The following is a 20,249-nucleotide window of genomic DNA, read 5'->3' as shown; positions in this document are numbered from 1 at the left end:
GCCGGCATGCGCCTGCTGTTCTGGGTCTGCCGCGTGTTCGGGCGCTGGCCTTTCCGCGTGGTGCTGTACCCGGTCTTGCTGTGGTACGTCGCAACCCAGCCGCGCGCGCGCCGCGTGTCGAGCGACTACCTGCGCCGCGTCGGCGCGCCTGCCGGCCTGTTCGGCGTGCTGCGCCACTTCGCCTCCTTCGCCGAGACCATCCTCGACAAGATGCTGCTCTGGGGCGGCCTGTTCGATTGCAGCCGCGTCAGCCTGCATGGCGTCGAGCCGCTGTACGCGCGCATCCGCGAAGGCCGCGGTGCGCTGCTGGTGTGCTCTCACCTGGGCAACTTCGACCTCTCCCGCGCGATGTCGATGGATACGCCCGGCTTGAAAATCACGGTGCTGGTGCACACGCGCCATGCCGAAGCCTTCAACGACATGCTGGCCAAACTCGACCCGCGCAGCCAGATGAACCTGATGCAGGTGACCGAGATGACCCCGGCCACCGCCATGGCGCTGTCCGAGCGCATCGAGCGCGGCGAATTCGTCGTCATGGCCGCCGACCGTGTGCCGGTGTCGCCGAACCCGCGCGTGGCGATGGCCCCTTTCCTCGGGCAGAGCGCCGCCTTCCCGGTCGGTCCGTATGTGCTGGCCTCGGTGCTGGGCTGCCCGCTGTACACGATGTTCGCCATCCGCCAGGGCGACCGTCATGAGATTCACTTCGAGTGTTTGCGCGAGCGGGTTGTCCTGCCGCGGCGCGGACGCGACGAAGCACTGGCGGAACTCGCGCAGGACTACGCGGCGCGCCTCGAGCACCATGCCAGACGCGCCCCGCTGGACTGGTTCAACTTCTACGATTTCTGGCATCACCCTCATTCGGAACATTCCAATGCAGCTCACTGACCTGACCCCTACCCAGCGCACCGTGCGCTTCGACCGCGAGCGCCTGGCGCTCGAGGACATCGTCGACATCGCACGCGGCAGCGCCCGTCCCGAGCTGTCGATGGATCCCTCCTACCGTGCGATGGTCCAGCGCGGCGCCGACTTCCTCGACCGCCTGCTGCGCGAAGACGGCGCCATCTACGGCGTGACCACCGGCTATGGCGACTCCTGCACCGTGGACGTGCCGCTGTCGCTGGTGTCGGAACTGCCGCACCACCTGTACACCTACCACGGCGTCGGCCTGGGCGCCTTCCTCACCCCGGCGCAGACGCGTGCGGTGATGGGCGCGCGCCTGGCTTCGCTCTCGAAAGGTTTTTCCGGCGTCAGCGTCGGCCTGCTCGAGCAGATCGTGCGCCTGTTCGACGCCGGCATCCTGCCGATGATCCCGAGCGAAGGCTCGGTCGGCGCCAGCGGCGACCTGACCCCGCTGTCCTATCTCGCGGCCGTGCTCTGCGGCGAGCGCGAAGTGTTGAAGGACGGCGTCGAAATGCCTGCTGCGCAGGCGCTGGCTGAAGCTGGAATCGTGCCCCTTCGCCTGCGCCCGAAAGAGGGCCTGGCGATCATGAACGGCACCGCCGTCATGACGGGCCTGGCCTGCCTGGCCTGGGACCGCGCCGACTACCTGTCGCGCCTGACCACCCGCATCACCGCGCTGGCTTCGTTCGCGCTGGACGGCAACGACCACCACTTCGACGAGACCCTGTTCTCGGTCAAGCCGCACGCCGGCATGCAGAACGTGGCGGGCTGGCTACGCGAAGACCTCGAGTACGCAGGCCAGCTGGAACGCAACGGCAAGCGCCTGCAGGACCGCTACTCGATCCGCTGCGCGCCGCACGTGATCGGCGTGCTGACCGACGCGCTGCCGTTCTTCCGCCAGTCGATCGAAAATGAACTCAACAGCGCCAACGACAACCCGATCATCGACGGCGAAGGCGAACGCGTACTGCACGGCGGCCACTTCTACGGCGGCCACATCGCCTTCGCGATGGACAGCATGAAAAACGCGGTGGCCAACCTGGCCGACCTGCTGGACCGCCAGATGGCGCTGCTGGTCGACGCACGCTACAATAACGGCCTGCCGGCGAACCTGTCCGGCGGCGAGGGCGAGCGCGCCGCGATCAACCACGGCCTGAAAGCCCTGCAGATCAGCTCCTCGGCCTGGACCGCGGAAGCGCTGAAGCTGACGATGCCGGCCTCGGTGTTCTCCCGTTCGACCGAATGCCACAACCAGGACAAGGTCAGCATGGGCACGATCGCCGCGCGCGATTGCCTGCGCGTGATGGAGCTGGTGGAGCAGGTGGCCGCTGCCTTGCTCATCACGGTGCGCCAGGGCGTGTGGCTGCGCCTGCGCGTGGATTCCTCGCGCGCGCTGCCGGCGCCGCTGGCGCGCATGCTCGACCTGCTGGGTGAGGACATCGCGCCGGTGCGCGAGGACCGCCGCCTCGACACCGAGCTGCACCACCTGCTTGGCCGCATCCGCGACCAGGCCTGGAGCCTGTATGCCTAAGCTTGGTAGCAAGACGAAATCGCCGGCGCGCTGGTTTGCCGAGACCGAGATGCAGGTGCAGTTCTTCGATCTCGATCCGATGCAGATCGTCTGGCACGGCAATTACGTGAAATACCTCGAGGTGGCGCGCTGCGCGCTCCTCGACAAGATCGGCTACAACTACGAGGAGATGCGCGACTCGGGTTACATGTGGCCGATCATCGACATGAACCTGCGCTACGCGGGTGCGGCCGTCTTCGGCCAGCGCCTGCTGCTGCGCGCCGAGATCGTCGAGTGGGAGAACCGCCTGCGCATCGACTACCTGATCAGCGACCTGGCAACGGGCAAGCGCCTGAACCGCGCCAGCACGACCCAGGTCGCGGTCGACGCCACCACCGGCGAGATGTGCTTCGTCTCGCCGTCCATCCTCTTCGAGAAGCTGGGAGTGCAAGCACCATGAAACGTATCCTTGTCAGCCTGACCACCGCGTTCGCGTTCGCGGGCGCCTGCGCGTCGGCGCAGGCCGCCGCCCCCGCCGCTGCGCCGATCGCGAAAATCCAGTCCATGCTTGCCAAGCCCGAGCAGCTGTGCGGCCGCTTCGAGCAGACCAAGCAGCTGGCCGGCATGAAGAGGCCGCTGGTCTCGACCGGGCGCTTCTGCGTCGTGGCCGGCAAGGGCGTGCTGTGGCGTACCCTGAAACCCTTCCCGAACACGCTGCGCCTGAAGCGCGACGAAATCGTCCACATGCAGGGCGAACGCGTGGCCATGCGCCTGGACGCCAGCCAGGAGCCGACGGTGCGCATGATCAACGGCGTGCTGTTCTCGCTGCTGGCCGGCGACCTCGGCCAGCTGGAAACCCTGTTCGAGGTCGACGGTTCCGTCGCCGAGGGTGGCTGGAAGGTCGCCCTGAAAGCGAAAAGCGCCGCGCTGGCCCGTGCCATCGGCGCCATTTCGCTCGACGGTGGCGCCTATGTGCGCACCATCCACATGCTTGAGGAAAGCGGCGACAAGACCGATATCAGGTTCGAAGACATCAAGACCGGCCCGGCCGCGCTCTTGCCTGAAGAGGCGGCGCTGCTGTGAACGCGCAACGACGCCTGGCCCTCCTGTGGGCACTGGTCGTGTGCCTGCTGGTCGGGCACAACGCCTGGCTATGGTTCGGCAAGGGCCTGGCGCCCGACACCGACATCCTGGCCCTGCTGCCGAGCGAAGAGCGCGACCCGGTCCTGCAGCAGTCCTTCACCCACATGGTCGACAGTGCCCAACAGCGCGTGGTGGTGCTGGTCGGCGCGAAGGAATGGGACGAGGCAGGCCGTGCGGCCGATGCCTACCGCGCGGTGCTGTCGCCGCACGGCGCGATCCTGAGTTTCGACGCCATGGGCGACGACGCCCAGGCCGGCTGGCTGGCCGACCTGCAGCGCCACGGCAGCCTGCTGCTGGGCGCGGAGCAGGAACGCCAGCTGCGTAAAGAGTCCCCGCGCTTCTGGGTCGACTCGGCCCCGGCACGGCTGTACAGCGCCTTCTCGGGCCCGAAACTCGGCGCCTTCCGCGACGACCCCTTCGGCATGTTCGCCGGCTGGGTGCAGGAGCGCGCGGGCGAGACCCCGGTGCGTCCGCGCGACGGCCGGCTGTTCGTGGCAGGCGAGGGCCGCCAGTACGTGCTGCTGACCTATACCCTGAAAAAATCGGCGTTCTCGCTCGGCGCCCAGAACGCCGTGCTGCCGCTGCTGGCCCAGGCTTCGAATGCCGCGCGTGCTTCCGTGCCATCGGCCGAAGTGATCCAGGCCGGCGTCGTGCTGCACGCGGCCGCCGCCGGCCAGCAGGCCAGCCGCGAGGTGCACACCATCGGCGTCGGTTCGATGATCGGCATTATCCTGCTGACCTGGCTGACCTTCCGCACCTTCAAGCCGATCGGCCTGATCGTGCTGGCGATCGCCATCGGTTTCCTCGGCGCGCTGTCGGTCTGCTGGCTGCTGTTCGGCCGCATCCACCTGCTGACCCTCGTCTTCGGCGCCAGCCTGATCGGCGTCGCCCAGGATTACGGCATCTACTTCCTGTGCAACCGCCTGCGCGCCGACCCGCAGATGGATTCGGCCCAGCTGCTGCGCCGCCTGCTGCCGGGCCTCGGGTTTACGTTGCTGGCCGCCGTGATCGGCTACATGGGCCTGGCACTCACGCCCTTCCGGGCCTGCGCCACATGGCCGTGTTCTCGGCCACGGGCCTGGTGTTCGCCTGGCTGACCGTGGTCTGCTGGTTCCCGGCCCTGATCGGCGCGCAGACCCTGAAAGCCGGCCCGATCGCCCGTGGCTACAAGAGCCTGGTGGCGCGCTGGCCGCGCCTCACAAACCAGCCCTTGACGCTGGTGCTGGTGGCGGTACTTGGCGGCGTGACCGTGCTGGGCTGCTCACGCCTTACCGTCAACGACGACATCCGCTCGCTGCAGTCCTCGCCGCCGCAGCTGGTGCGCGACCAGATCAAGCTGAGCAAACTCCTCGACGCCCCGAGCCCGGTCCAGTATTACCTGGTGCGCGGCGCGACGAGCGAGGAAGTGCTGCAGCGCGAAGAGGCCTTGAAGCGCCGCCTGGATCCGCTGATCGCGCAGAAGCATATCGCCGGCTACCAGGCGCTGTCGAACTGGGTGCCGTCCGCGCGCACCCAGGCCGAGCGCCTGGCCCTCATCGACGCCAGGCTACTGGCAAAGGATGGCCCGCTGTCGATGCTGGCAGGCGAGATCGGCGAGGACGCCGGCTGGGCCGCGGTCACCGCCGCCCACCTGCGCGCGAACGCGGCGCCGCTGGAGCTGGAAGCCTTCATGCGCACCTCGGCCAGCGAGCCGTGGCGCCACCTCTGGCTGGGCAAGACCGAAGGCGTGTATGCCAGTATCGTCGCGCTGCGCGGCATGCGCTACCCGTCGATCCCCGTGCTGGGACAGGCGGCCGAAGGCTTGAGCGGCGTGCAGTGGGTCGACAAGGTCGGCGGCATCTCCTCGGTGCTGGGACGCTACCGCGCCTACATGGGCTGGGTCGTGCTCGGCGCCTACGTGGTCGTGTTTCTGGTGCTGTTCCCGCGCTACCGCGGCCGCACCTGGCGCGTGCTCGCGCCGACCGCGGCGGCCAGCGCGCTGACGCTGGCGCTGCTCGGCTTCACCGGCCACAGCCTGCAGCTGTTCCACGTGCTGGCCCTGATGCTGTTGCTGGGCGTCGGCGTCGACTACGGCATCTTCATGCAGGAAGAGCACGAGCGCGGCAGCGATGCGCCCTGGCTCGCCGTCGGCCTGTCGGCTGCCAGCACCATCCTTTCGTTCGGGCTGCTCGGCCTGTCCGGCACCCCGGCGCTGCAGGCTTTCGGCCTGACCATGCTGACCGGGACCGCGCTGGTCTGGCTGGGCGCCCCGTGCTTCATCGTTACCAAGGAAGAACCGAATGCTTCGCCTGTCCTGGCTTAAGAAAGGCGGCGCCGCCGCGCTGGCAGCGCTTGCGCTGTGCGGCTGCGCCACCAAGGAAGACGTTCCGCGCGCCTCGGCCTGCGCCTGGCCCCGGCCGCGCTGGGCGAAACCATCAGCGTGCAGCAGCACCTGACCGTGCAGCGCGGCAGCAGCAACAACGACCTCGACGCTGCCACGGAAGTGGACGCGAACAAGCTCACGCTGGTGGGCCTGGCGCTCGGCATGCGCGTGCTGAGCCTGGAGTTCGACGGCAAGGAACTCACCGAATGGCGCCATCCGATGCTGCCTTCGCAGGTACGCGCCGCCGACGTGCTGGAAGACGTGCAGCTGACCCTGTGGCCGGCGGCGGACATCGCCCGTGCCCTGCCTGCCGGTTGGCAGATCGAGGACCACGGGCCTGCGCCGCACGCTGCGCCGCGAGGGCGAAGTCGTCGCCACCATCGACTACAGCGGCATGCCGCGCTGGAAGGGCAAGGCGGTGCTCGACAACCTGCGCTACAAATACCGGCTGACCATCGAGTCGGCGGGAGACTGACGATGCCGTACCTGAACGACTGCGCACTGGTCTGCGCGCTCGGCGGCGACCGCGAGACGATCCGCCGCCGCCTGTTTGAGGACGCGCAGACCGGCTTGCGCTTATCAAGCGCCTGCTCGCCGGGCCGCGTGCTGCCGCTGGGCCAGGTCGAGATGGACCTGCCGGGCCTCGGCCACCTGCCGCTGCCCATGCGCAGCCGGAACAACGCGCTGGCGCTGGCCGCGCTGGCGCAGATCCGTCCAGCGGTCGATGCGGCAATCGCGCGCTATGGCAGCGACCGGGTCGGCGTCATCGTCGGCACCAGCACCTCGGGTGTGGGTGCCACCGAAAGCGCGATCGCCGCGCATGAGGCCGGCGGCGAGCTGCCGGAAGGCTTCCACTATGGGCAGCAGGAGATGGGTTCGCCCGCGGCATTCCTGGCGCACGAACTGGACGTATCCGGCCCCAGCTACGTGCATTCGAGCGCCTGCTCGTCGAGCGCCAAGGCACTCGCCAGTGCCGCGCGCCTGATCAACATGGGCCTGGTCGACGCGGTCGTCACCGGCGGCGTCGACACGCTGTGCGGCTTCACTGTCGCCGGCTTCACGGCCCTGGAGTCGGTGAGTAGCACGCAGTGCAATCCACTCGGCCTCGGTCGCAACGGCATCAACCTGGGCGAGGGCGCCGCGCTCTTCCTGATGACGCGCGCACCAAGCGCGGTCGCGCTGCTCGGTTGGGGCGAGTCCTCGGACGGCCACCACATGTCGGCACCGGACCCGGCGGGCGGCGGCGCGCGCATCTCGATGGGCGAGGCGCTGCGCCGCGCCGGCATCGACGCTGGCGACATCGACTACATCAACCTGCACGGCACCGCCACGGTCCAGAACGACGCGATGGAGTCGCGCGCCGTGGCCGACCTGTTCGGCACGGAGGTTGCGGTCAGTTCGACCAAGCCCTTCACCGGCCACACGCTCGGCGCCGCCGGTGCGGTGGAGGCGGCTTTCTGCTGGCTGGCGATGCAGGACGATAACGAAGAAGGCCTGCTGCCGCCGCACTTGTGGAGCGGCGAAGCCGACCCCGAGCTGCCGCGTTTGAACGCGGTGGCGCCAGGTACGCGCCTTGGCCGTCCGATACGCTACGCGCTGAGTAACTCCTTCGCGTTCGGCGGCTCGAACGCGACCCCGGTGTTCGGGAGGACTGCGTGACCCTGCCGGACATCAAGACCCTGGTGCCGCACAGCGGCGCCATGTCGCTGCTCGACAAGCTGCTCGCTGCCGACGCCGAAACGCTCGACGCGCAAGTGGGCATCCGCGCCAATTCCATGTTCAGCGATGGCGCCGCGGTCGGCGCCTGGGTCGGCGTCGAATACATGGCGCAGGCGGTGGCGGCCCATGCAGGCCACGCGGCCAAACTGCGCGGCGAGCCGGTGCGGGTGGGCTTTTGCTCGGTACCCGCCGCTACACCTGCGCGGTGCCGGCTTTCCCGGTCGGCACCGTACTGAATATCCACGTGCAGCGCGCGCTGCAGGGCGAAAACGGCCTGGGCGCGTTCGACTGCCGCATCATCGAAGCGGGCGAGGGGGCGAGCTGGCCAGCGCCACCATCACCGTCTTCCAGCCCGATAACGTAGAAGAGTTTTTGCAACGGAGTTCCGAATGAGTAGTAATGACAAGAGCGTCCTGCGCAGTGTGCTGATTACCGGCTCGTCGCGCGGCATCGGCAAGGCGATCGCGCTGCGCCTGGCGCGCGAGGGCTATGCCGTCGTCGTGCATTGCCGCAGCCGCCGCGAGGAAGCCGACGCCGTCGCGTCGCAGATCGCGGAGCTTGGGGGCAGCGCGCGCGTGCTCCAGTTCGACATCGGCCAGCGCGAAGCCACGGCTGCCGCACTGGCTGCCGACATCGAGGAACATGGCTGCTACTACGGCGTGGTGTGTAACGCCGGCGTGGCGCGCGACACCGCCTTCCCGGCGATGACCGGCGAGGAGTGGGACCAGGTGCTGGGCACGAATCTCGACGGCTTCTTCAATGTACTAAACCCGCTCGTGATGCCGATGGTCCAGCGCCGCAAGCCCGGCCGCATCGTCACCATGGCCTCGGTGTCCGGCCTGATCGGCAACCGCGGCCAGGTCAACTACAGCGCCGCCAAGGCCGGCATCATCGGTGCCACCAAGGCGCTGGCGCTGGAACTGGCCAAGCGGAGCATCACCGTCAACTGCGTCGCCCCCGGCCTGATCGAAACCGACATGCTGGACGATGTGCCGATGGAGGAAGCCTTGAAGCTGGTGCCCCTGCGCCGGGTCGGCCGTCCCGAAGAAGTGGCCGCCGCCGTCAGTTATTTGCTGTCCGAGGATGCGGGCTATGTCACGCGCCAGGTCATTTCCGTGAATGGAGGTCTCGCATGAACCACCGCGTCGTCGTCACCGGCATGGCCGGCATCAGCCCCCTCGGCAACGACTGGGCCACCATCCGCCAGCGCCTGGGCGAATACCGCAATGCCATCGTCCACATGCACGACTGGGACGATTACGATGGCCTGAACACGCGCCTGGGCGCACCGGCCGCGCCTTTCGAACTGTCGGACCGCTACCACCGCAAGGCCACGCGCAGCATGGGCCGCGTGGCCCTGCTGGCCACGCGCGCGACCGAGCTGGCACTGAAGGATGCCGGCCTGCTGGACGACCCCCTGGTCACCAGCGGGCGCATGGGCGTCTCCTTCGGCTCCTCGGCCGGCACCACCAGCGCGATCGGCGACTTCGGCCGCATGATCGAGGAACGTACCACGCGCGGCATCAATGCCACGACCTACATCAAGATGATGGCGCACACGGCGCCGGTGAACATCGGCGTCTTCTTCGGCCTCACCGGGCGCGTGATCACGACTTCGTCGGCCTGCACCTCGGGCAGCCAGGGCATCGGCTACGCATACGAGTCGATCCGGAGCGGCCGCCAGGTGGCGATGGTCGCGGGCGGCGCGGAAGAGCTGTGCGCCACCGAGGCCGCCGTGTTCGACACCCTGTTCGCCACCAGCACCCGCAACGACACGCCGCACACGACGCCGCGTCCCTTCGACCGCGAACGCGACGGCCTGGTGATCGGGAGGGCGCCGGCGCCCTGATCCGGAAGAGCGCGAGCATGCGCTGGCACGCGGCGCCACCATCTACGCGGAACTGGTGGGCTTCGGCACCAACAGCGACGGCACCCACGTGACCCAGCCGAACGCCGCCACCATGCAGGTGGCGATGGAGATGGCCCTGCAGGACGCCGGCCTTGCGCCCGCCGACATCGGCTACGTCAACGCCCACGGCACCGCCACCCAGCAGGGCGACGTCGCCGAGAGCCAGGCCACGTCGAAGGTGTTCGGCCCACGCATGCCCATCAGCTCCCTGAAGAGCTACATGGGCCACACCCTGGGCGCCTGCGGCGCGCTGGAAGCATGGTTCTGCATCGAGATGATGCGCGAGGGCTGGTTCGCCCCGACCATCAACCTGATTGAGGTCGACCCGCAATGCGGAGAACTGGACTACATCCGCGGCGAAGGACGGCGCCTGGACTGCGAATACGTCATGTCGAACAATTTTGCCTTTGGCGGGATCAATACCTCGCTGATTTTTGCGAAGCACCGCTAGGGCGCAGCAAGGCGGGGCAGGAGCTGCGCCCGCCGCAACGGTTCCATCCGGAAGTGCAACAAGCCTGCGTTGACAAGCAACGCGGATTTTTAAACAGCAGGACCAAACCAGGGAATAACAAGATGAAAAAAATCGTTCTGAGTATCGCCATCGCCGCCGCCGCGGCAGCCGCCGGCATGCCGGCCCAGGCCCGCGACAGCAAGATGATGCTGCCGATCGAAGGCGCCATGGCCGACAACGACGCGCAAAACCGCCTCGGCGACTCGGTGAAATTCTACTTCGGTAACCAGAAGACCCCGAAAGTGCTGCAGAAGCTGGGCGCGGACCAGACCAGCCAGAAGACCAACTCCTTCGGCAAGAGCGCCGAAAAGGCCTGCAACTGGGCCTTCCTGTCGGCCATGCTGCGCCTGCAGGCACGTGCCCAGGAGCTCGGTGCGAACGCCGTCATCAACATCGCCAGCAACTACAAGAACGTCGAGGTGATGAGCAACGACCAGTACGAATGCCACGACGGCAAGATGGTCACCGGCGTCGCGCTCAAGGGCGACTTCGTCAAGATCAAGTAAGCCCCAGGCAAACCAGGGCAGGGCCGTGCCGCGCGAAACACTCCTGTGGCTGCTCGACAGCGCGGCCTTGCCCGAGGCCGCGCTCGCGTCCAGCCTGGACTGGCTGGGCGAAGCCGAGCGGGCCCGCCATGCGCGCTTCGTGCGCGCCGAGCGGCGCCGCCAGTTCCTTGCCGGGCGCGTGCTGCTGCGCACGGCGATCGGCGCCTTGCTCGATGTCCCGCCACGCACGGTGGACTTGCTCGAGCGGCCCGGCAATGCGCCGGCGCTGCGCTCTCCCGAGCGCTCCGATATGTCCTTCAGTATTTCCCACAGCGGACGCTGGGTTGCCTGCGCGGCCAGCACCTGCGCGCCGGTCGGTCTCGACATCGAACGCATCGATCCCGCGCGCGACGTCCTTGCGCTGGCCGAACAGACGTTCGGCGCGGAGGCTGCGGCCGAACTGGCTGCCCTCGATGGCGAAGCGCGCGTAATCGGGTTCTACCGCATGTGGTGCCGCTACGAGGCCCACATCAAGCTGGGGCGCGAAGCCGCCTTCGACCAGTTCCACGTCATGCCAGGGCTGATGCTCGTGCTGAGCAGCACGCATGCCCTGGATGTGGAACCGGCCGTGATCGACACGGCCGGTTTTCCTGCCTGAACGCACGCAGCGCGCGTCAGGCACACTCCAACTACTCCGGTTCCGGAGTCAGTCAACTCCGAAATCGAAGTAGCTGTTCGCGTTTTGCGCGAAGAAGCCGGCGGTACGCATTTCGCCGGTGTACAGCACCAGCGCATACTCCCCCGATTTCATCGGCGCCGCCGGCTTGACCGAGTACAGCACGAAGCCGTCGCGCGCGGCCGACTGGTCCGCGAGCGCCTCGCTGACGATCGGCACGACGCGGCTCTTGTTGATGCCGCTGGTGTAGGACATGTAGCCGCCGCCGGTCATGACTTCACGGGTGCCGTTGCGGCGGGTGGCGAAGTTTGCCAGCGTCAGGTAGTCGCTCGCCCGGGCATTGCGCGGCACCGAGACGATGAATTCCGGCGTGCCCGACAGGCGGCGCTGGGCGCGTTCGCCGCTCAGGGTGGCGTAGCTGGCCATGCCGGCGAAACCCATTGCGCGCGCGGCGCTGCGCTGCTGCGCGATGCGGTACTGCATGATGCTCGCTTCGCCGTTGACGACCACGGTGACTTCTTCCGGGTTGTAGCCGGACGCGGCCTTGGCGGCCGTGTTCGCGGCGCCGCCTTTCTTGCGCTGGCCGGCGTCGAGCATCGCGCGCAGCACGTTGGGCGTCGCGCCCTTTGCTTTCAGCGAGATCAGCGCATTGGCCGAGGTGTCGAAGCGCGCCTCGCCGTTGTAGATGGCCTCGATGACGACTTCTTCCGGCATGCCGGCGTCAAGCAGCTTGATGACGTCGGTGTTCGAGATCGGGGCCGCGATGGCGGCGCCCGCCAGGAAGGCGCTGGCGAGGAGGGCGGCGAGTTGCCGGTTGAACTGTTTCATGAAAATCCCTGATGTTTTATTCGGACATATGTTGTCTAGCAGCATCAGGATAGTTACTTTGGTCGCAATATGCAAACGTCAATTGCCGATGTTGCACATGTCCGACGCCACGGGCGACCTGGAGCGCCTGACAAAACCGTCAGTGGCTTCGAGGCCGGGGGCCTCAAAGCACGGCGCGGCGCCGCATCGGCGGACCGCGAAGACAGCAGGCCTGTACGGTGAGACGCTGCAACGCCGCAATGGCGGTTTTGTCAGGCGCGTCTCAGCGCGCCACGCCCACCAGCTTGTGCACCAGTTCCGATGAGGTCGATGCCGAGAACTTGCGCATCAATTTTGCCCGGTGCATTTCCACGGTGCGGGGGCTGAGGTCGGTCTCGCGCGCGATCATCTTGCTGGTCTTGCCTTCCACCAGCAGCGCGGCGATCTCGCGTTCGCGCGGGGTGAGTTCGGCCGTGACGGGACGCTTTTCGCTCACGTCCTCGAAGGTCCAGACGCCGGCGCCGAGCGGCTCGGCAGCGTCGAGCGCGCGCCCGGTGACATGGCACCAGAACAGTTCCCCATCGCCACGGCGCATGATGCGCTCGTCGGAATAGCGCCCCTTGGCATTCATGATCGGCACGATGCGGTCGCCCGTGCGCAGGAATTCGTCCATCGTCGGATACAGCACGGCGAAGGACTGGCCGTCGAGCTGGCCGCGCGCGTAGCCGAACATGCTGGCCAGCGCCGCATTGCTCGACTGGATCACGCGATTGCTCGAGATGCACATGCCGACCGGCGCCTGCTGGAAAATCATTTCGTAATCGATGGCGTATGATGGATTCATCTGGAGCTGGGCATGTTGCAGGGGCGATTCACGGCCGGTAGTTCTACGGTATTGTGCTTTATACCAGCGTATTTTAAGCTGCGATTCTACTCTGCTGTACACAAAGAGCTTTCCAGCTTCATTCATAAAAGGGACGGGTATGAACAAAGTGTATCCTGATGCGAGATCGGCGCTGGCCGGTATCGTCCAAGACGGCCAGACCATTGCCGTCGGCGGCTTCGGCCTGTGCGGCATTCCGGAAGCGCTGATCGAAGCGCTGCGCGACTCCGGCGTCAAGAACCTCACCGCCATTTCCAACAACGCAGGCGTCGACGGCTTTGGCCTCGGCCAGCTGCTGGAAACGCGCCAGATCAAGAAGATGATCGCCTCCTATGTCGGCGAGAACAAGGAATTCGCACGCCAGTTCCTGGCCGGCGAACTCGAACTCGAATTCACCCCGCAGGGCACGCTGGCCGAGAAGCTGCGCGCCGGCGGCGCCGGCATCCCGGCCTTCTTCACGAAAACCGGCTACGGCACCATCGTCGCCGAGGGCAAGGAAACGCGCGAATTCGACGGCGAGCACTACGTGATGGAACGTGCCCTCCTGCCCGACGTGTCCCTGGTCAAGGCGTACATGGCCGACAAGGCCGGCAACCTCGTGTTCCGCAAGACCGCGCGCAACTTCAATCCGAACGTGGCAACCGCAGGCAAGGTCTGCATCGTGGAAGTGGAAAAACTGGTCGAGATCGGCGAGATCGATCCGGACCAGGTGCACACCCCGAGCATCTTCGTGCACCGCATCGTCCACAATCCGACGCCGGAAAAGCGCATCGAACAGCGCACCGTGCGTCCATCCTAAGCGTACCCGGAGAAGAACATGGCATGGACTCGTGATGAAATGGCCGCGCGCGCGGCGAAGGAACTGCAGGACGGTTTCTATGTGAACCTGGGCATCGGCCTGCCGACGCTGGTGGCGAACTACGTCCCCAACGACATGGAGGTGTTCCTGCAGTCGGAAAACGGCCTGCTCGGCATCGGCCCCTTCCCGACGGACGACGCGGTGGACGCCGACCTGATCAACGCCGGCAAGCAGACCGTGACCGCGCTGCCGGGCGCCGCCTACTTCAGCTCGGCCGACTCCTTCGGCATGATCCGCGGCGGCAAGATCAACCTGGCCATCCTCGGCGCGATGCAGGTGTCGGAAAAAGGCGACCTGGCCAACTGGATGATCCCGGGCAAAATGGTGAAGGGCATGGGCGGTGCGATGGACCTCGTCGCCGGCGTCAAGCGCGTGGTCGTCGTGATGGAACACGTCGCTACCGCCAAGGACGGCTCGACCAGCCACAAGATCCTCAAGAAATGCGACCTGCCGCTGACCGGCGTGGGCGTGGTCGACCGCATCATCACCGACCTGGGCGTGATCGATGTCGTCGAGAATGGCCTGAAGCTGGTGGAACTGGCGCCGGGCGTGACGAAAGCACAGGTGCTCGAAGCAACGGGCGCCGAGCTGGACGTGTCGGCCGTCTGATCGGCTGGACGTGCTGAACGAGAAGGCGGCCTGCGGGCCGCTTTTTCCTTGCAAGCGTGGCTCGAGGCCGTGTCCGAATGTCAGACCTGACCCCAGGGCGGCCGACCCTGCCGCTACAGTACGTAGCGGTAGATCGTGACGTAGTGTGCGGCGCTGCCAGCGAGCACGAACAAATGCCAGATGCCGTGCGCGTGCTTCAGGCGCGCATCGAGCACATAGAAGATGATTCCCGCCGTGTAGGCAAGGCCGCCGCCGAGCAGCCAGGCGAAGCCGGCCGGTCCGAGGCGCGCATGCAGCGTTCCCAGGATGAACGCCGCCGCCCATCCCATCCCCAGGTAGATCAGCATCGACAGCACCCGCGCACCGCCGCGTGGCCGGCTTTCCTGCAGCACGCCGAACACGGCCAGGCCCCACACCACGGCCAGCAGGATCCAGCCCTCGCGCCCGCCAAGAAGCAGCATGCAGAAGGGCGTGTAGCTGCCGGCGATCAGGAGGTAGATGCTCAGGTGGTCGAAGCGGCGCAGTAGCTCCTTCAGCGAGCCGCTGGCCCAATGGTAGGCGCTCGAGCAGGCGTACATCAGCACCAGCGACACGGCGTAGACGGCTGTGCTGACGGCGCCAGCCACGCCGCTGCCTTCGAGCGCGCGGGCGATCAGCGGTGCGCTGGCCGCGGCCGCGAGGACGGCGCCGGCAAGGTGGGTGAGGGTGTTAAGTTTTTCACCGTGTTGCATGGGTTCCTGGTGGCGAGGATGGAATGCATGCTTGCGCGCACGTCGTTGTGGCTGGCCGGGCCATGCTCACGGTCCTGGCACGACTGCTTCCCGCATCAACCGGGACGACAGGTCGCGTTTCTGCGCATTTGCCAGGCGCCCTTATTTGCCCTGTTCCTTCGGCGTATAGATGAGCGTCCAATCATCGACCACATTCCCTTCGCTGCATTCCAGTTCCACTGCGCTGGTATAGCCGTCTTTCATGTTGTATCTGAACTCATACAGCAAGCTATTCAGATCGTAATCCTGCATCGCGCCGGGCGGCACGATGGCGGTGACTTTCTTTCCCTTCACCGTCCCGGTGATCTCGATATTGCCTTTCCATTCGATCACGGACACCGAGCCTGTCAGCTCTCCCTCGTTCTGGCACGATTCTCCCAGAACGAAAGTAGCAGCGTGGGCCGAGGACGCTGTCGACAGGAACAGGATTGCCACGGCGAGCGTTTTGATTATCATGGGTCAGTTGAGTTGTCGCTGCGATGCCGTGAATATAGCACCATGGCTGACCTGGCAAAAGAAAAGTGGCAAGCGGCACGCGGGACGATTGGCGGGTCAAGCGAATCCGATGCGAACATGAAAACCAGACAATGCCGCACTTGACCATACCTGGCTCGGCCGCTATGTCGTTGGCGGAAGGGTAGCGCCCGCGTCCAGGGGCGCCGGCTTGCATTGGCCGACCCGCGCTCAGCTTGCTTTGCCAGGGCGCCGCGCCGCCGAGCGCCTCGAGTCGCTTGCGGGCATTCGCGCTCCCCGGAGCGAGTTCCAGTGCGCGCCGATAGTGGCGGATCGCCCCGGCCTGGTCGCCGCTGCGTTCGCAGGCCTCGGCCAGGCTGTCGAAGGCGTTGGCGCTGTTCGGGTAGACCTCGGTGGCGAGCTCGAAGATGGCGAGCGCGGGCGCGCTGTCGCCGCTGCGCAGCAGGGCGTAGCCCCAGGCATTGAGCTCGGACTCGAGCAGGCCGGCGTCCTTGCCGTACAGCTTCAAGTAGGCGGCATGCGCGTCGCGGAAGCCCCTGGCGCGCCAGCTGCGCGGCGAACTGTTCGCGGCTCGCTGGCGGCGCCGTCGCCAGGCGGCGCTCCATCGTCGCGGCATGCGCGGGCAGGCCGTTGGCAAGCGGCGTCGCGGCCAGGTAGGCGCGCGCCGGCGCGTCGTCCTTGAGGTAGGCATCGAGGAAGCGCCGCACGTAGTCCAGGGTCCAGCCATGGGCGCGGATCACTTCGTCCCGGGTGTATTGGTTGAAGCGCGCGTCGCTGGCGAAACGCAGATAGGTCGAGGAGAACGCGAAATGCTCCATCGGGAACATGGTCAGCTTGTAGACGTCCGCATGCTTGACCTCGTCCAGGAAGCGGGAGACCGGCTTGCCGCGGGCCGCCAGCTCCTCGCTCGACATCGGCCGTGCCGCCACGTAGAGCAGGGGGGCACGCAGGTTTTCCGGTTTCAGGTAGGAGGCAGCTGCCACCACGTCCGCGTAATAGCGCACCGAGCCGTCGAGATTGACGAGGGCCTTGATGCGGCTGTCCCGGCTTGCGGCGAGCACGTTCGCGAGCCCGCCCCAGCTGTAGCCGGCGACGGCGATGCGGTCCGTATCGGCGTCCGGCAAGCCGTGGGCATGGGCGACCAGGAAGGCGATGTCGGCCGCCTGGGTTTCGGCGCCCGCCAGGTCGTTCGTCATCTCGCGGTCATGCAGGCCGACACTGGGGCTGGCGAGGACGATGTAGCCGTGGCTGGCCGGGAATTCGCAGAGGTCGGCGTTCTCGGCGGCCGGCGCGCTGATGCTGGGCGCATAGATCACGACCGGGTAGCGCTTGCCCGTTGCCGCCACGGCATCGCGTCGCGCCCGCACCGGGGCCGCCAACTCCCGGGCTGCCTGTTCAGGGCCTGATTCGGAGACATATTCTGGCGCACGAAGGCGTCGGCATGGCTGCGCCGCTCTTCCCGGCTGCGCCCGAACGCGGTTTCACTGCCGATGAGCTGCAGGTAGTCGTCATAGCGCATGGCCTGGCCCGAGCGCGTGGCGGGATACCAGACCCGGGGTCTGGATCGGGCGCCCGGGTGGACCCGCGGTCGCGCGGCCGCTGACTGGATCGTGCTTGCCGTAAAGGACACGGGAAAAATCCTGTTGCTCGACGAGCCGGAAGCCCACCGGGTGGGGGCCGGGTGGCGCCCTCAGCGTGAAGCGGGAAGTCGCCTGGGCCTGGGCGCAGCTCAGCAGCAGGGCAAGGGTCAGCAGGAAGCGCATGGGTTCTTTCGTGTCAGCGATCGTTCGACGCAGTCGTCTTGTCCAGCATCTGCAGGCGATTGCGCAGCAGCTGGGCGTGTTCTTCGTTCTGGGCGACTTCATCAGCGCCTGCAGCGCCAGGCGCACGGCCGTGCGCGGCGCGTCGGCGGCGGCCACGGGCACGTCGGGCGTGACCCCGCTGCCTTCCCAGTTGGTCTTGCTGACCGGGTTGATCGCGCGGCCGCCCGGAATGAACACGGACAGGTGCGGATGCAGCCGGTGCACGCTGCCGGGGTGGGCGCCGCCGCCCGTGGTTTCGCCGACAATGGTGGCACGCTTGCGCTGCTGCAGGTTGTAGCTGAACTCCTCGGCCGCCGAGAAGGTGTCATGGCCCGCCAGGACATACACGGGCCGCTTGCCGCCGAACTTCTTGCCCGGGACCTTGTTGCTGGTCCAGAACTGCTCGGTACGTCCGCCCTTGCGCCAGTACAGGTCGTTCAGGTGGGTGCGCTTGTCGAACAGGTAGCTCGACATGAAGGCCACCGTATTCGGATCGCCGCCGCCGTTCTGCCGCAGGTCGACGATCAGCGCGTCCGCATCGGCCACCAGGGCCATGGCCGCGGCGATCGCGGGCCTGGCGTACTCGAGGCCGTCGAAGGAGCGCAGGTCGATGTAGCCGATATTGCCAGGCAGGTTTTCCACCTTGCTGACGCCATAGTTCTCCGCGCGTATGCTGTTGACGTACATGCGGACCTGCTCGGGCGTCGGGGTGGCGCCTTCGTCCTTTGGCAGGACGTTGGCGCTGTAGTGCACGCCCAGGTGCAGGTCGCGGGTTGGTTCGCGCAGGTCCGCCGTCAGCGCCCTGGCAAACGCCTCGATGTCCTTGAGGTCGCGGTAGGCGCCGCTGCCTTCCTTCTCGTTCAGGCGGGCGACGACGCGCTTCGCCTTGTCGGGGAAGACGTACTCGGCGCTCACTTTCGCGCTCAGCGCGGCGAGCACGCTCTTGCGCGTTTCCTCGTCGAGCCGGGGCTGTTCGGCGGCGGTGACGTTCATGGACAGGGCCAGGAGCATTGCGGCGCCAGGCAGGAGGCGGCGGGAAATCGTTCTGTTCATTGTCGGTTTCATCAATTCAGCGACCACACGTACTGGACATGCCCCCACTCTTCGACCGGCTTGCCGTCCGCTTCAGCCGGGGTAAAGCTGCATTTGGCGATGGCGTCGCGTGCCGCTTCGTCGAGCGCGGCGTCGCCGCTCGACCTGCGCACGCGAGTCACGTACGCTGCCGTCAACGCCGACGAGGAACCCGAGGGTCACGGTGCCGATGGCCTTGCGTGCCAGGGCGTCTTGCGGATATTCCGGCTTGGCGCAGGAATCGAATCTGGCGAGGGGAGCCGTGCGTACCACCTCGTGGACGCCCGCAACACTGGCGCTGCCACTCGAATCGGGAGCGTTGGCGACGAAGGTTTGCGCGCAGCCGGCCAGGCAGGCTGCCGCCAGGCCGAGGGCAGGCAGCGCGGCCTTCCAGTTCAATGCCTGCGTATCGGGACGAACCAGGCGCTTGATGCGCGACATGAGATCTCCTCCGTTGGCCGCCTGGGCCAGGTGGTGGGACGAGAACTGGAGGCGCTCCAGCTCGGACAGGGCAAGGGCCAGGCGGCGCGGTTCGACGAGCAGCCTTGCCGCGATATCGTCCGCGATCTGCTCGCGCTCGGCGCGGATGCGCGACGAGATCCACCAGACCGCGGGGTGATAGAACAGGATGGTTTCGATGAGGGTTTGCGCCAGGTTCACCAGGTAATCGCAGCGGCGCACGTGGGCCAGCTCGTGCGCCAGCAGGGCTTCGAGCAGCTGCGGCGGCATGCCGGTGAGAAGGGCGGCCGGTACCAGCACGACCGGCCGCAGCCAGCCGGCCGTGACCGGGCTGGCGAGCGTGTCGACGATGCGCAGGCGCACGCTGCGGTCGATGCCGAGCTGGTCCGCCATGCTGGACAGGCGTGCCTGCCATTGGGCATCGGTTTGCTGGCGGCGCGCCGCGCGTTCGACCCAGGCCAGGCCCAGCATCATGCGCAGGCCCAGCAGCACCGCGCAGCAGGCCCAGGCGCCGACGATGGGGCGCAGGCTGGCCTGCAGGGTGTCGATCCAACCGCCGCTCGCGGCCACGCCGACGCCGGCGGCGAGCGTGCCCAACGGGACAATGGCGGCGCCGGCACCGCTGTCGCCGGCCAGGCGCAGCACCAGTTCGGCGGTCGGCCATGCCAGGCACAGCAGCAAGCCGGCGCAGGCAACGAGGTAGCGCGATTCGGGGCGGGCGTTGCGCAGCGCAAGCAGGGCCACCGCGGTCGCGCAACCGACGAGGGCGCCTTGCCAGAGGAAGTGCAGCAGCGTCCAGCCGACGTGGGAGACCAGGCTCTCGATCATCATTCCTCGTCCTCCTTCAGGAGCTTCTCGATTTCGGCTCGCTCCTTCTTCGAGATGCCGCTCTTTAAGGCAGCCATCACCAGTGCCTTGGCCGAGCCGGAAAACGCGCGCTGCATCAGGTCCTTGAGCAGGTTGGTCTGCAGCGAATCCTGGGGCTGGGCAGGCGCGTAGACGTGCGAGCGTTCGCTCTCGTCGCGCGTCAAGAGGCCCTTGGTGTGCATGATCTGCATCAGGCGCAGCACGGTGGCATAGGTGACCTCGGGGCGGGTCTTCTGCATCGCCTCGTGCACCTGGCGCGCGGTGCCGGAGCCGAGCGGCCACAGCACCTGGAGCAGGTCGAGTTCGGCCGCGGTGGGCTTCGGAAGTTCGGAAGAGCGGGACATGATCGATCCTTCTGGTTGCAAGCTTGTCATTGAGAACAATGCGTCCAGAATATCTTGTCTAGAAAGACCTGTCTACTTGATTTCCACGC

Annotated in this window: 21 protein-coding genes and 4 pseudogenes; 15 read left to right on the top strand and 10 right to left on the bottom strand. The window is 67.0% G+C overall.

Annotated elements, in window-relative coordinates; genetic code table 11:
• The first annotated feature begins 6 nt into the window (after nucleotides 1-6).
• From G4G28_RS14795 to G4G28_RS14740, 13 genes and pseudogenes are all read left to right on the top strand, one after another.
• Nucleotides 7-885 (top strand): acyltransferase, encoded by an 879-nt coding sequence (locus G4G28_RS14795; RefSeq protein ID WP_182991832.1) that lies wholly within the window; start codon nucleotides 7-9, stop codon nucleotides 883-885.
• Nucleotides 872-2,431, top strand: coding sequence for a histidine ammonia-lyase (gene hutH / locus G4G28_RS14790; protein ID WP_183107532.1), 1,560 nt, complete (start codon nucleotides 872-874; stop codon nucleotides 2,429-2,431). Before G4G28_RS14795 ends, hutH begins: the two co-directional genes overlap by 14 nt.
• Nucleotides 2,424-2,870, top strand: coding sequence for a thioesterase family protein (locus G4G28_RS14785; protein WP_229425087.1), 447 nt, complete (start codon nucleotides 2,424-2,426; stop codon nucleotides 2,868-2,870). Before hutH ends, G4G28_RS14785 begins: the two co-directional genes overlap by 8 nt.
• Nucleotides 2,867-3,493, top strand: coding sequence for an outer membrane lipoprotein carrier protein LolA (locus tag G4G28_RS14780; RefSeq protein WP_182988851.1), 627 nt, complete (start codon nucleotides 2,867-2,869; stop codon nucleotides 3,491-3,493). The genes G4G28_RS14785 and G4G28_RS14780 overlap by 4 nt, the downstream gene beginning before the upstream one ends.
• A complete protein-coding gene (locus tag G4G28_RS28405) occupies nucleotides 3,490-4,650 on the top strand; it encodes a hypothetical protein (RefSeq protein ID WP_308600684.1) in 1,161 nt (386 codons plus the stop codon). The genes G4G28_RS14780 and G4G28_RS28405 overlap by 4 nt, the downstream gene beginning before the upstream one ends.
• A complete protein-coding gene (locus tag G4G28_RS28400; RefSeq protein WP_308600683.1) occupies nucleotides 4,608-5,855 on the top strand; it encodes a hypothetical protein in 1,248 nt (415 codons plus the stop codon). Before G4G28_RS28405 ends, G4G28_RS28400 begins: the two co-directional genes overlap by 43 nt.
• Nucleotides 5,856-5,891: 36 nt before the next feature.
• Nucleotides 5,892-6,390, top strand: a pseudogene (locus tag G4G28_RS29305) (DUF3261 domain-containing protein).
• A gap of 2 nt (nucleotides 6,391-6,392) precedes the next feature.
• Nucleotides 6,393-7,574, top strand: a complete 1,182-nt coding sequence (locus G4G28_RS14765; protein ID WP_183107531.1) for a beta-ketoacyl-ACP synthase — start codon at nucleotides 6,393-6,395, stop codon at nucleotides 7,572-7,574.
• Entirely contained in the window at nucleotides 7,571-7,870 is a 300-nt protein-coding gene (locus G4G28_RS14760; RefSeq protein WP_308600681.1) for a hypothetical protein, read from the top strand. Before G4G28_RS14765 ends, G4G28_RS14760 begins: the two co-directional genes overlap by 4 nt.
• A 153-nt stretch (nucleotides 7,871-8,023) precedes the next feature.
• Nucleotides 8,024-8,770 (top strand): 3-oxoacyl-ACP reductase FabG, encoded by a 747-nt coding sequence (gene fabG, locus G4G28_RS14755; protein WP_182988849.1) that lies wholly within the window; start codon nucleotides 8,024-8,026, stop codon nucleotides 8,768-8,770.
• Nucleotides 8,767-9,994 (top strand): annotated as a pseudogene (locus G4G28_RS14750) (beta-ketoacyl-ACP synthase). Before fabG ends, G4G28_RS14750 begins: the two are co-directional and overlap by 4 nt.
• A gap of 122 nt (nucleotides 9,995-10,116) precedes the next feature.
• Nucleotides 10,117-10,560 carry a heavy metal-binding domain-containing protein gene (locus G4G28_RS14745; RefSeq protein ID WP_182988847.1) on the top strand — a complete coding sequence of 148 codons (444 nt, stop codon included), beginning with the start codon at nucleotides 10,117-10,119 and terminating at the stop codon, nucleotides 10,558-10,560.
• Between the two features lie 25 nt (nucleotides 10,561-10,585).
• Entirely contained in the window at nucleotides 10,586-11,197 is a 612-nt protein-coding gene (locus tag G4G28_RS14740; protein WP_183107530.1) for a 4'-phosphopantetheinyl transferase superfamily protein, read from the top strand.
• Nucleotides 11,198-11,245: 48 nt separating this feature from the next.
• On the opposite strand, the gene G4G28_RS14735 is transcribed toward G4G28_RS14740, so the two are convergent.
• Nucleotides 11,246-12,043: a hypothetical protein gene (locus tag G4G28_RS14735; protein WP_182988845.1), complete on the bottom strand. Its 798-nt coding sequence runs from the start codon at nucleotides 12,041-12,043 to the stop codon at nucleotides 11,246-11,248.
• Between the two features lie 262 nt (nucleotides 12,044-12,305).
• Nucleotides 12,306-12,866 carry a PAS and helix-turn-helix domain-containing protein gene (locus G4G28_RS14730; protein ID WP_182988844.1) on the bottom strand — a complete coding sequence of 187 codons (561 nt, stop codon included), beginning with the start codon at nucleotides 12,864-12,866 and terminating at the stop codon, nucleotides 12,306-12,308.
• Between the two features lie 139 nt (nucleotides 12,867-13,005).
• Here G4G28_RS14730 and G4G28_RS14725 point away from each other — a divergent pair, with 139 nt between their 5' ends.
• Nucleotides 13,006-13,704, top strand: a complete 699-nt coding sequence (locus G4G28_RS14725) for a CoA transferase subunit A (RefSeq protein WP_182988843.1) — start codon at nucleotides 13,006-13,008, stop codon at nucleotides 13,702-13,704.
• Between the two features lie 18 nt (nucleotides 13,705-13,722).
• The gene (locus G4G28_RS14720) at nucleotides 13,723-14,373 is read left to right on the top strand and encodes a 3-oxoacid CoA-transferase subunit B (RefSeq protein WP_182988842.1); all 651 of its coding nucleotides are present in this window, start codon (nucleotides 13,723-13,725) and stop codon (nucleotides 14,371-14,373) included.
• A 113-nt stretch (nucleotides 14,374-14,486) separates the two neighbouring features.
• Here G4G28_RS14720 and G4G28_RS14715 read toward each other — a convergent pair whose 3' ends face one another.
• The 8 genes and pseudogenes from G4G28_RS14715 to G4G28_RS14690 form a co-directional block, all read right to left on the bottom strand.
• Nucleotides 14,487-15,104, bottom strand: a complete 618-nt coding sequence (locus G4G28_RS14715) for a hemolysin III family protein (protein WP_182988841.1) — start codon at nucleotides 15,102-15,104, stop codon at nucleotides 14,487-14,489.
• Between the two features lie 141 nt (nucleotides 15,105-15,245).
• Nucleotides 15,246-15,578 carry a hypothetical protein gene (locus G4G28_RS14710; RefSeq protein WP_182988840.1) on the bottom strand — a complete coding sequence of 111 codons (333 nt, stop codon included), beginning with the start codon at nucleotides 15,576-15,578 and terminating at the stop codon, nucleotides 15,246-15,248.
• 346 nt (nucleotides 15,579-15,924) lie between these two features.
• Nucleotides 15,925-16,233: pseudogene (locus G4G28_RS29300) on the bottom strand (hypothetical protein); the annotation flags it as partial.
• Between the two features lie 394 nt (nucleotides 16,234-16,627).
• Nucleotides 16,628-16,813 (bottom strand): annotated as a pseudogene (locus G4G28_RS29295) (hypothetical protein); the annotation flags it as partial.
• Between the two features lie 312 nt (nucleotides 16,814-17,125).
• Nucleotides 17,126-18,472 carry a S41 family peptidase gene (locus tag G4G28_RS14700; protein WP_183107528.1) on the bottom strand — a complete coding sequence of 449 codons (1,347 nt, stop codon included), beginning with the start codon at nucleotides 18,470-18,472 and terminating at the stop codon, nucleotides 17,126-17,128.
• Nucleotides 18,473-18,483: 11 nt separating this feature from the next.
• Nucleotides 18,484-18,573, bottom strand: a complete 90-nt coding sequence (locus G4G28_RS26395; RefSeq protein ID WP_229508095.1) for a hypothetical protein — start codon at nucleotides 18,571-18,573, stop codon at nucleotides 18,484-18,486.
• Entirely contained in the window at nucleotides 18,545-19,780 is a 1,236-nt protein-coding gene (locus G4G28_RS14695; RefSeq protein ID WP_229507648.1) for a M56 family metallopeptidase, read from the bottom strand. The genes G4G28_RS26395 and G4G28_RS14695 overlap by 29 nt, the downstream gene beginning before the upstream one ends.
• Nucleotides 19,777-20,160, bottom strand: coding sequence for a BlaI/MecI/CopY family transcriptional regulator (locus G4G28_RS14690; protein WP_182988837.1), 384 nt, complete (start codon nucleotides 20,158-20,160; stop codon nucleotides 19,777-19,779). The genes G4G28_RS14695 and G4G28_RS14690 overlap by 4 nt, the downstream gene beginning before the upstream one ends.
• Nucleotides 20,161-20,249: the final 89 nt, after the last annotated feature.

This window comes from Massilia sp. Dwa41.01b (assembly GCF_014171775.1).
In the GTDB taxonomy this organism is placed as follows: Bacteria; Pseudomonadota; Gammaproteobacteria; order Burkholderiales; family Burkholderiaceae_D; genus Telluria.
This window is presented reverse-complemented; position numbering and strand designations above follow the sequence as displayed.

Excerpts from the sequence above, each read along its gene's own strand:
- G4G28_RS14795 (WP_182991832.1), top strand. The coding sequence starts at position 7 with ATGCGCCTGCTGTTCTGGGTCTGCCGCGTGTTCGGGCGCTGGCCTTTC.
- hutH (WP_183107532.1), top strand. The coding sequence starts at position 872 with ATGCAGCTCACTGACCTGACCCCTACCCAGCGCACCGTGCGCTTCGAC.
- G4G28_RS14785 (WP_229425087.1), top strand. The coding sequence starts at position 2,424 with ATGCCTAAGCTTGGTAGCAAGACGAAATCGCCGGCGCGCTGGTTTGCC.
- G4G28_RS14780 (WP_182988851.1), top strand. The coding sequence starts at position 2,867 with ATGAAACGTATCCTTGTCAGCCTGACCACCGCGTTCGCGTTCGCGGGC.
- G4G28_RS28400 (WP_308600683.1), top strand. The coding sequence starts at position 4,608 with ATGGCCGTGTTCTCGGCCACGGGCCTGGTGTTCGCCTGGCTGACCGTG.
- G4G28_RS14765 (WP_183107531.1), top strand. The coding sequence starts at position 6,393 with ATGCCGTACCTGAACGACTGCGCACTGGTCTGCGCGCTCGGCGGCGAC.
- fabG (WP_182988849.1), top strand. The coding sequence starts at position 8,024 with ATGAGTAGTAATGACAAGAGCGTCCTGCGCAGTGTGCTGATTACCGGC.
- G4G28_RS14745 (WP_182988847.1), top strand. The coding sequence starts at position 10,117 with ATGAAAAAAATCGTTCTGAGTATCGCCATCGCCGCCGCCGCGGCAGCC.
- G4G28_RS14735 (WP_182988845.1), bottom strand. The coding sequence starts at position 12,043 with ATGAAACAGTTCAACCGGCAACTCGCCGCCCTCCTCGCCAGCGCCTTC.
- G4G28_RS14730 (WP_182988844.1), bottom strand. The coding sequence starts at position 12,866 with ATGAATCCATCATACGCCATCGATTACGAAATGATTTTCCAGCAGGCG.
- G4G28_RS14725 (WP_182988843.1), top strand. The coding sequence starts at position 13,006 with ATGAACAAAGTGTATCCTGATGCGAGATCGGCGCTGGCCGGTATCGTC.
- G4G28_RS14720 (WP_182988842.1), top strand. The coding sequence starts at position 13,723 with ATGGCATGGACTCGTGATGAAATGGCCGCGCGCGCGGCGAAGGAACTG.
- G4G28_RS14715 (WP_182988841.1), bottom strand. The coding sequence starts at position 15,104 with ATGCAACACGGTGAAAAACTTAACACCCTCACCCACCTTGCCGGCGCC.
- G4G28_RS14700 (WP_183107528.1), bottom strand. The coding sequence starts at position 18,472 with ATGAACAGAACGATTTCCCGCCGCCTCCTGCCTGGCGCCGCAATGCTC.
- G4G28_RS14695 (WP_229507648.1), bottom strand. The coding sequence starts at position 19,780 with ATGATGATCGAGAGCCTGGTCTCCCACGTCGGCTGGACGCTGCTGCAC.
- G4G28_RS14690 (WP_182988837.1), bottom strand. The coding sequence starts at position 20,160 with ATGTCCCGCTCTTCCGAACTTCCGAAGCCCACCGCGGCCGAACTCGAC.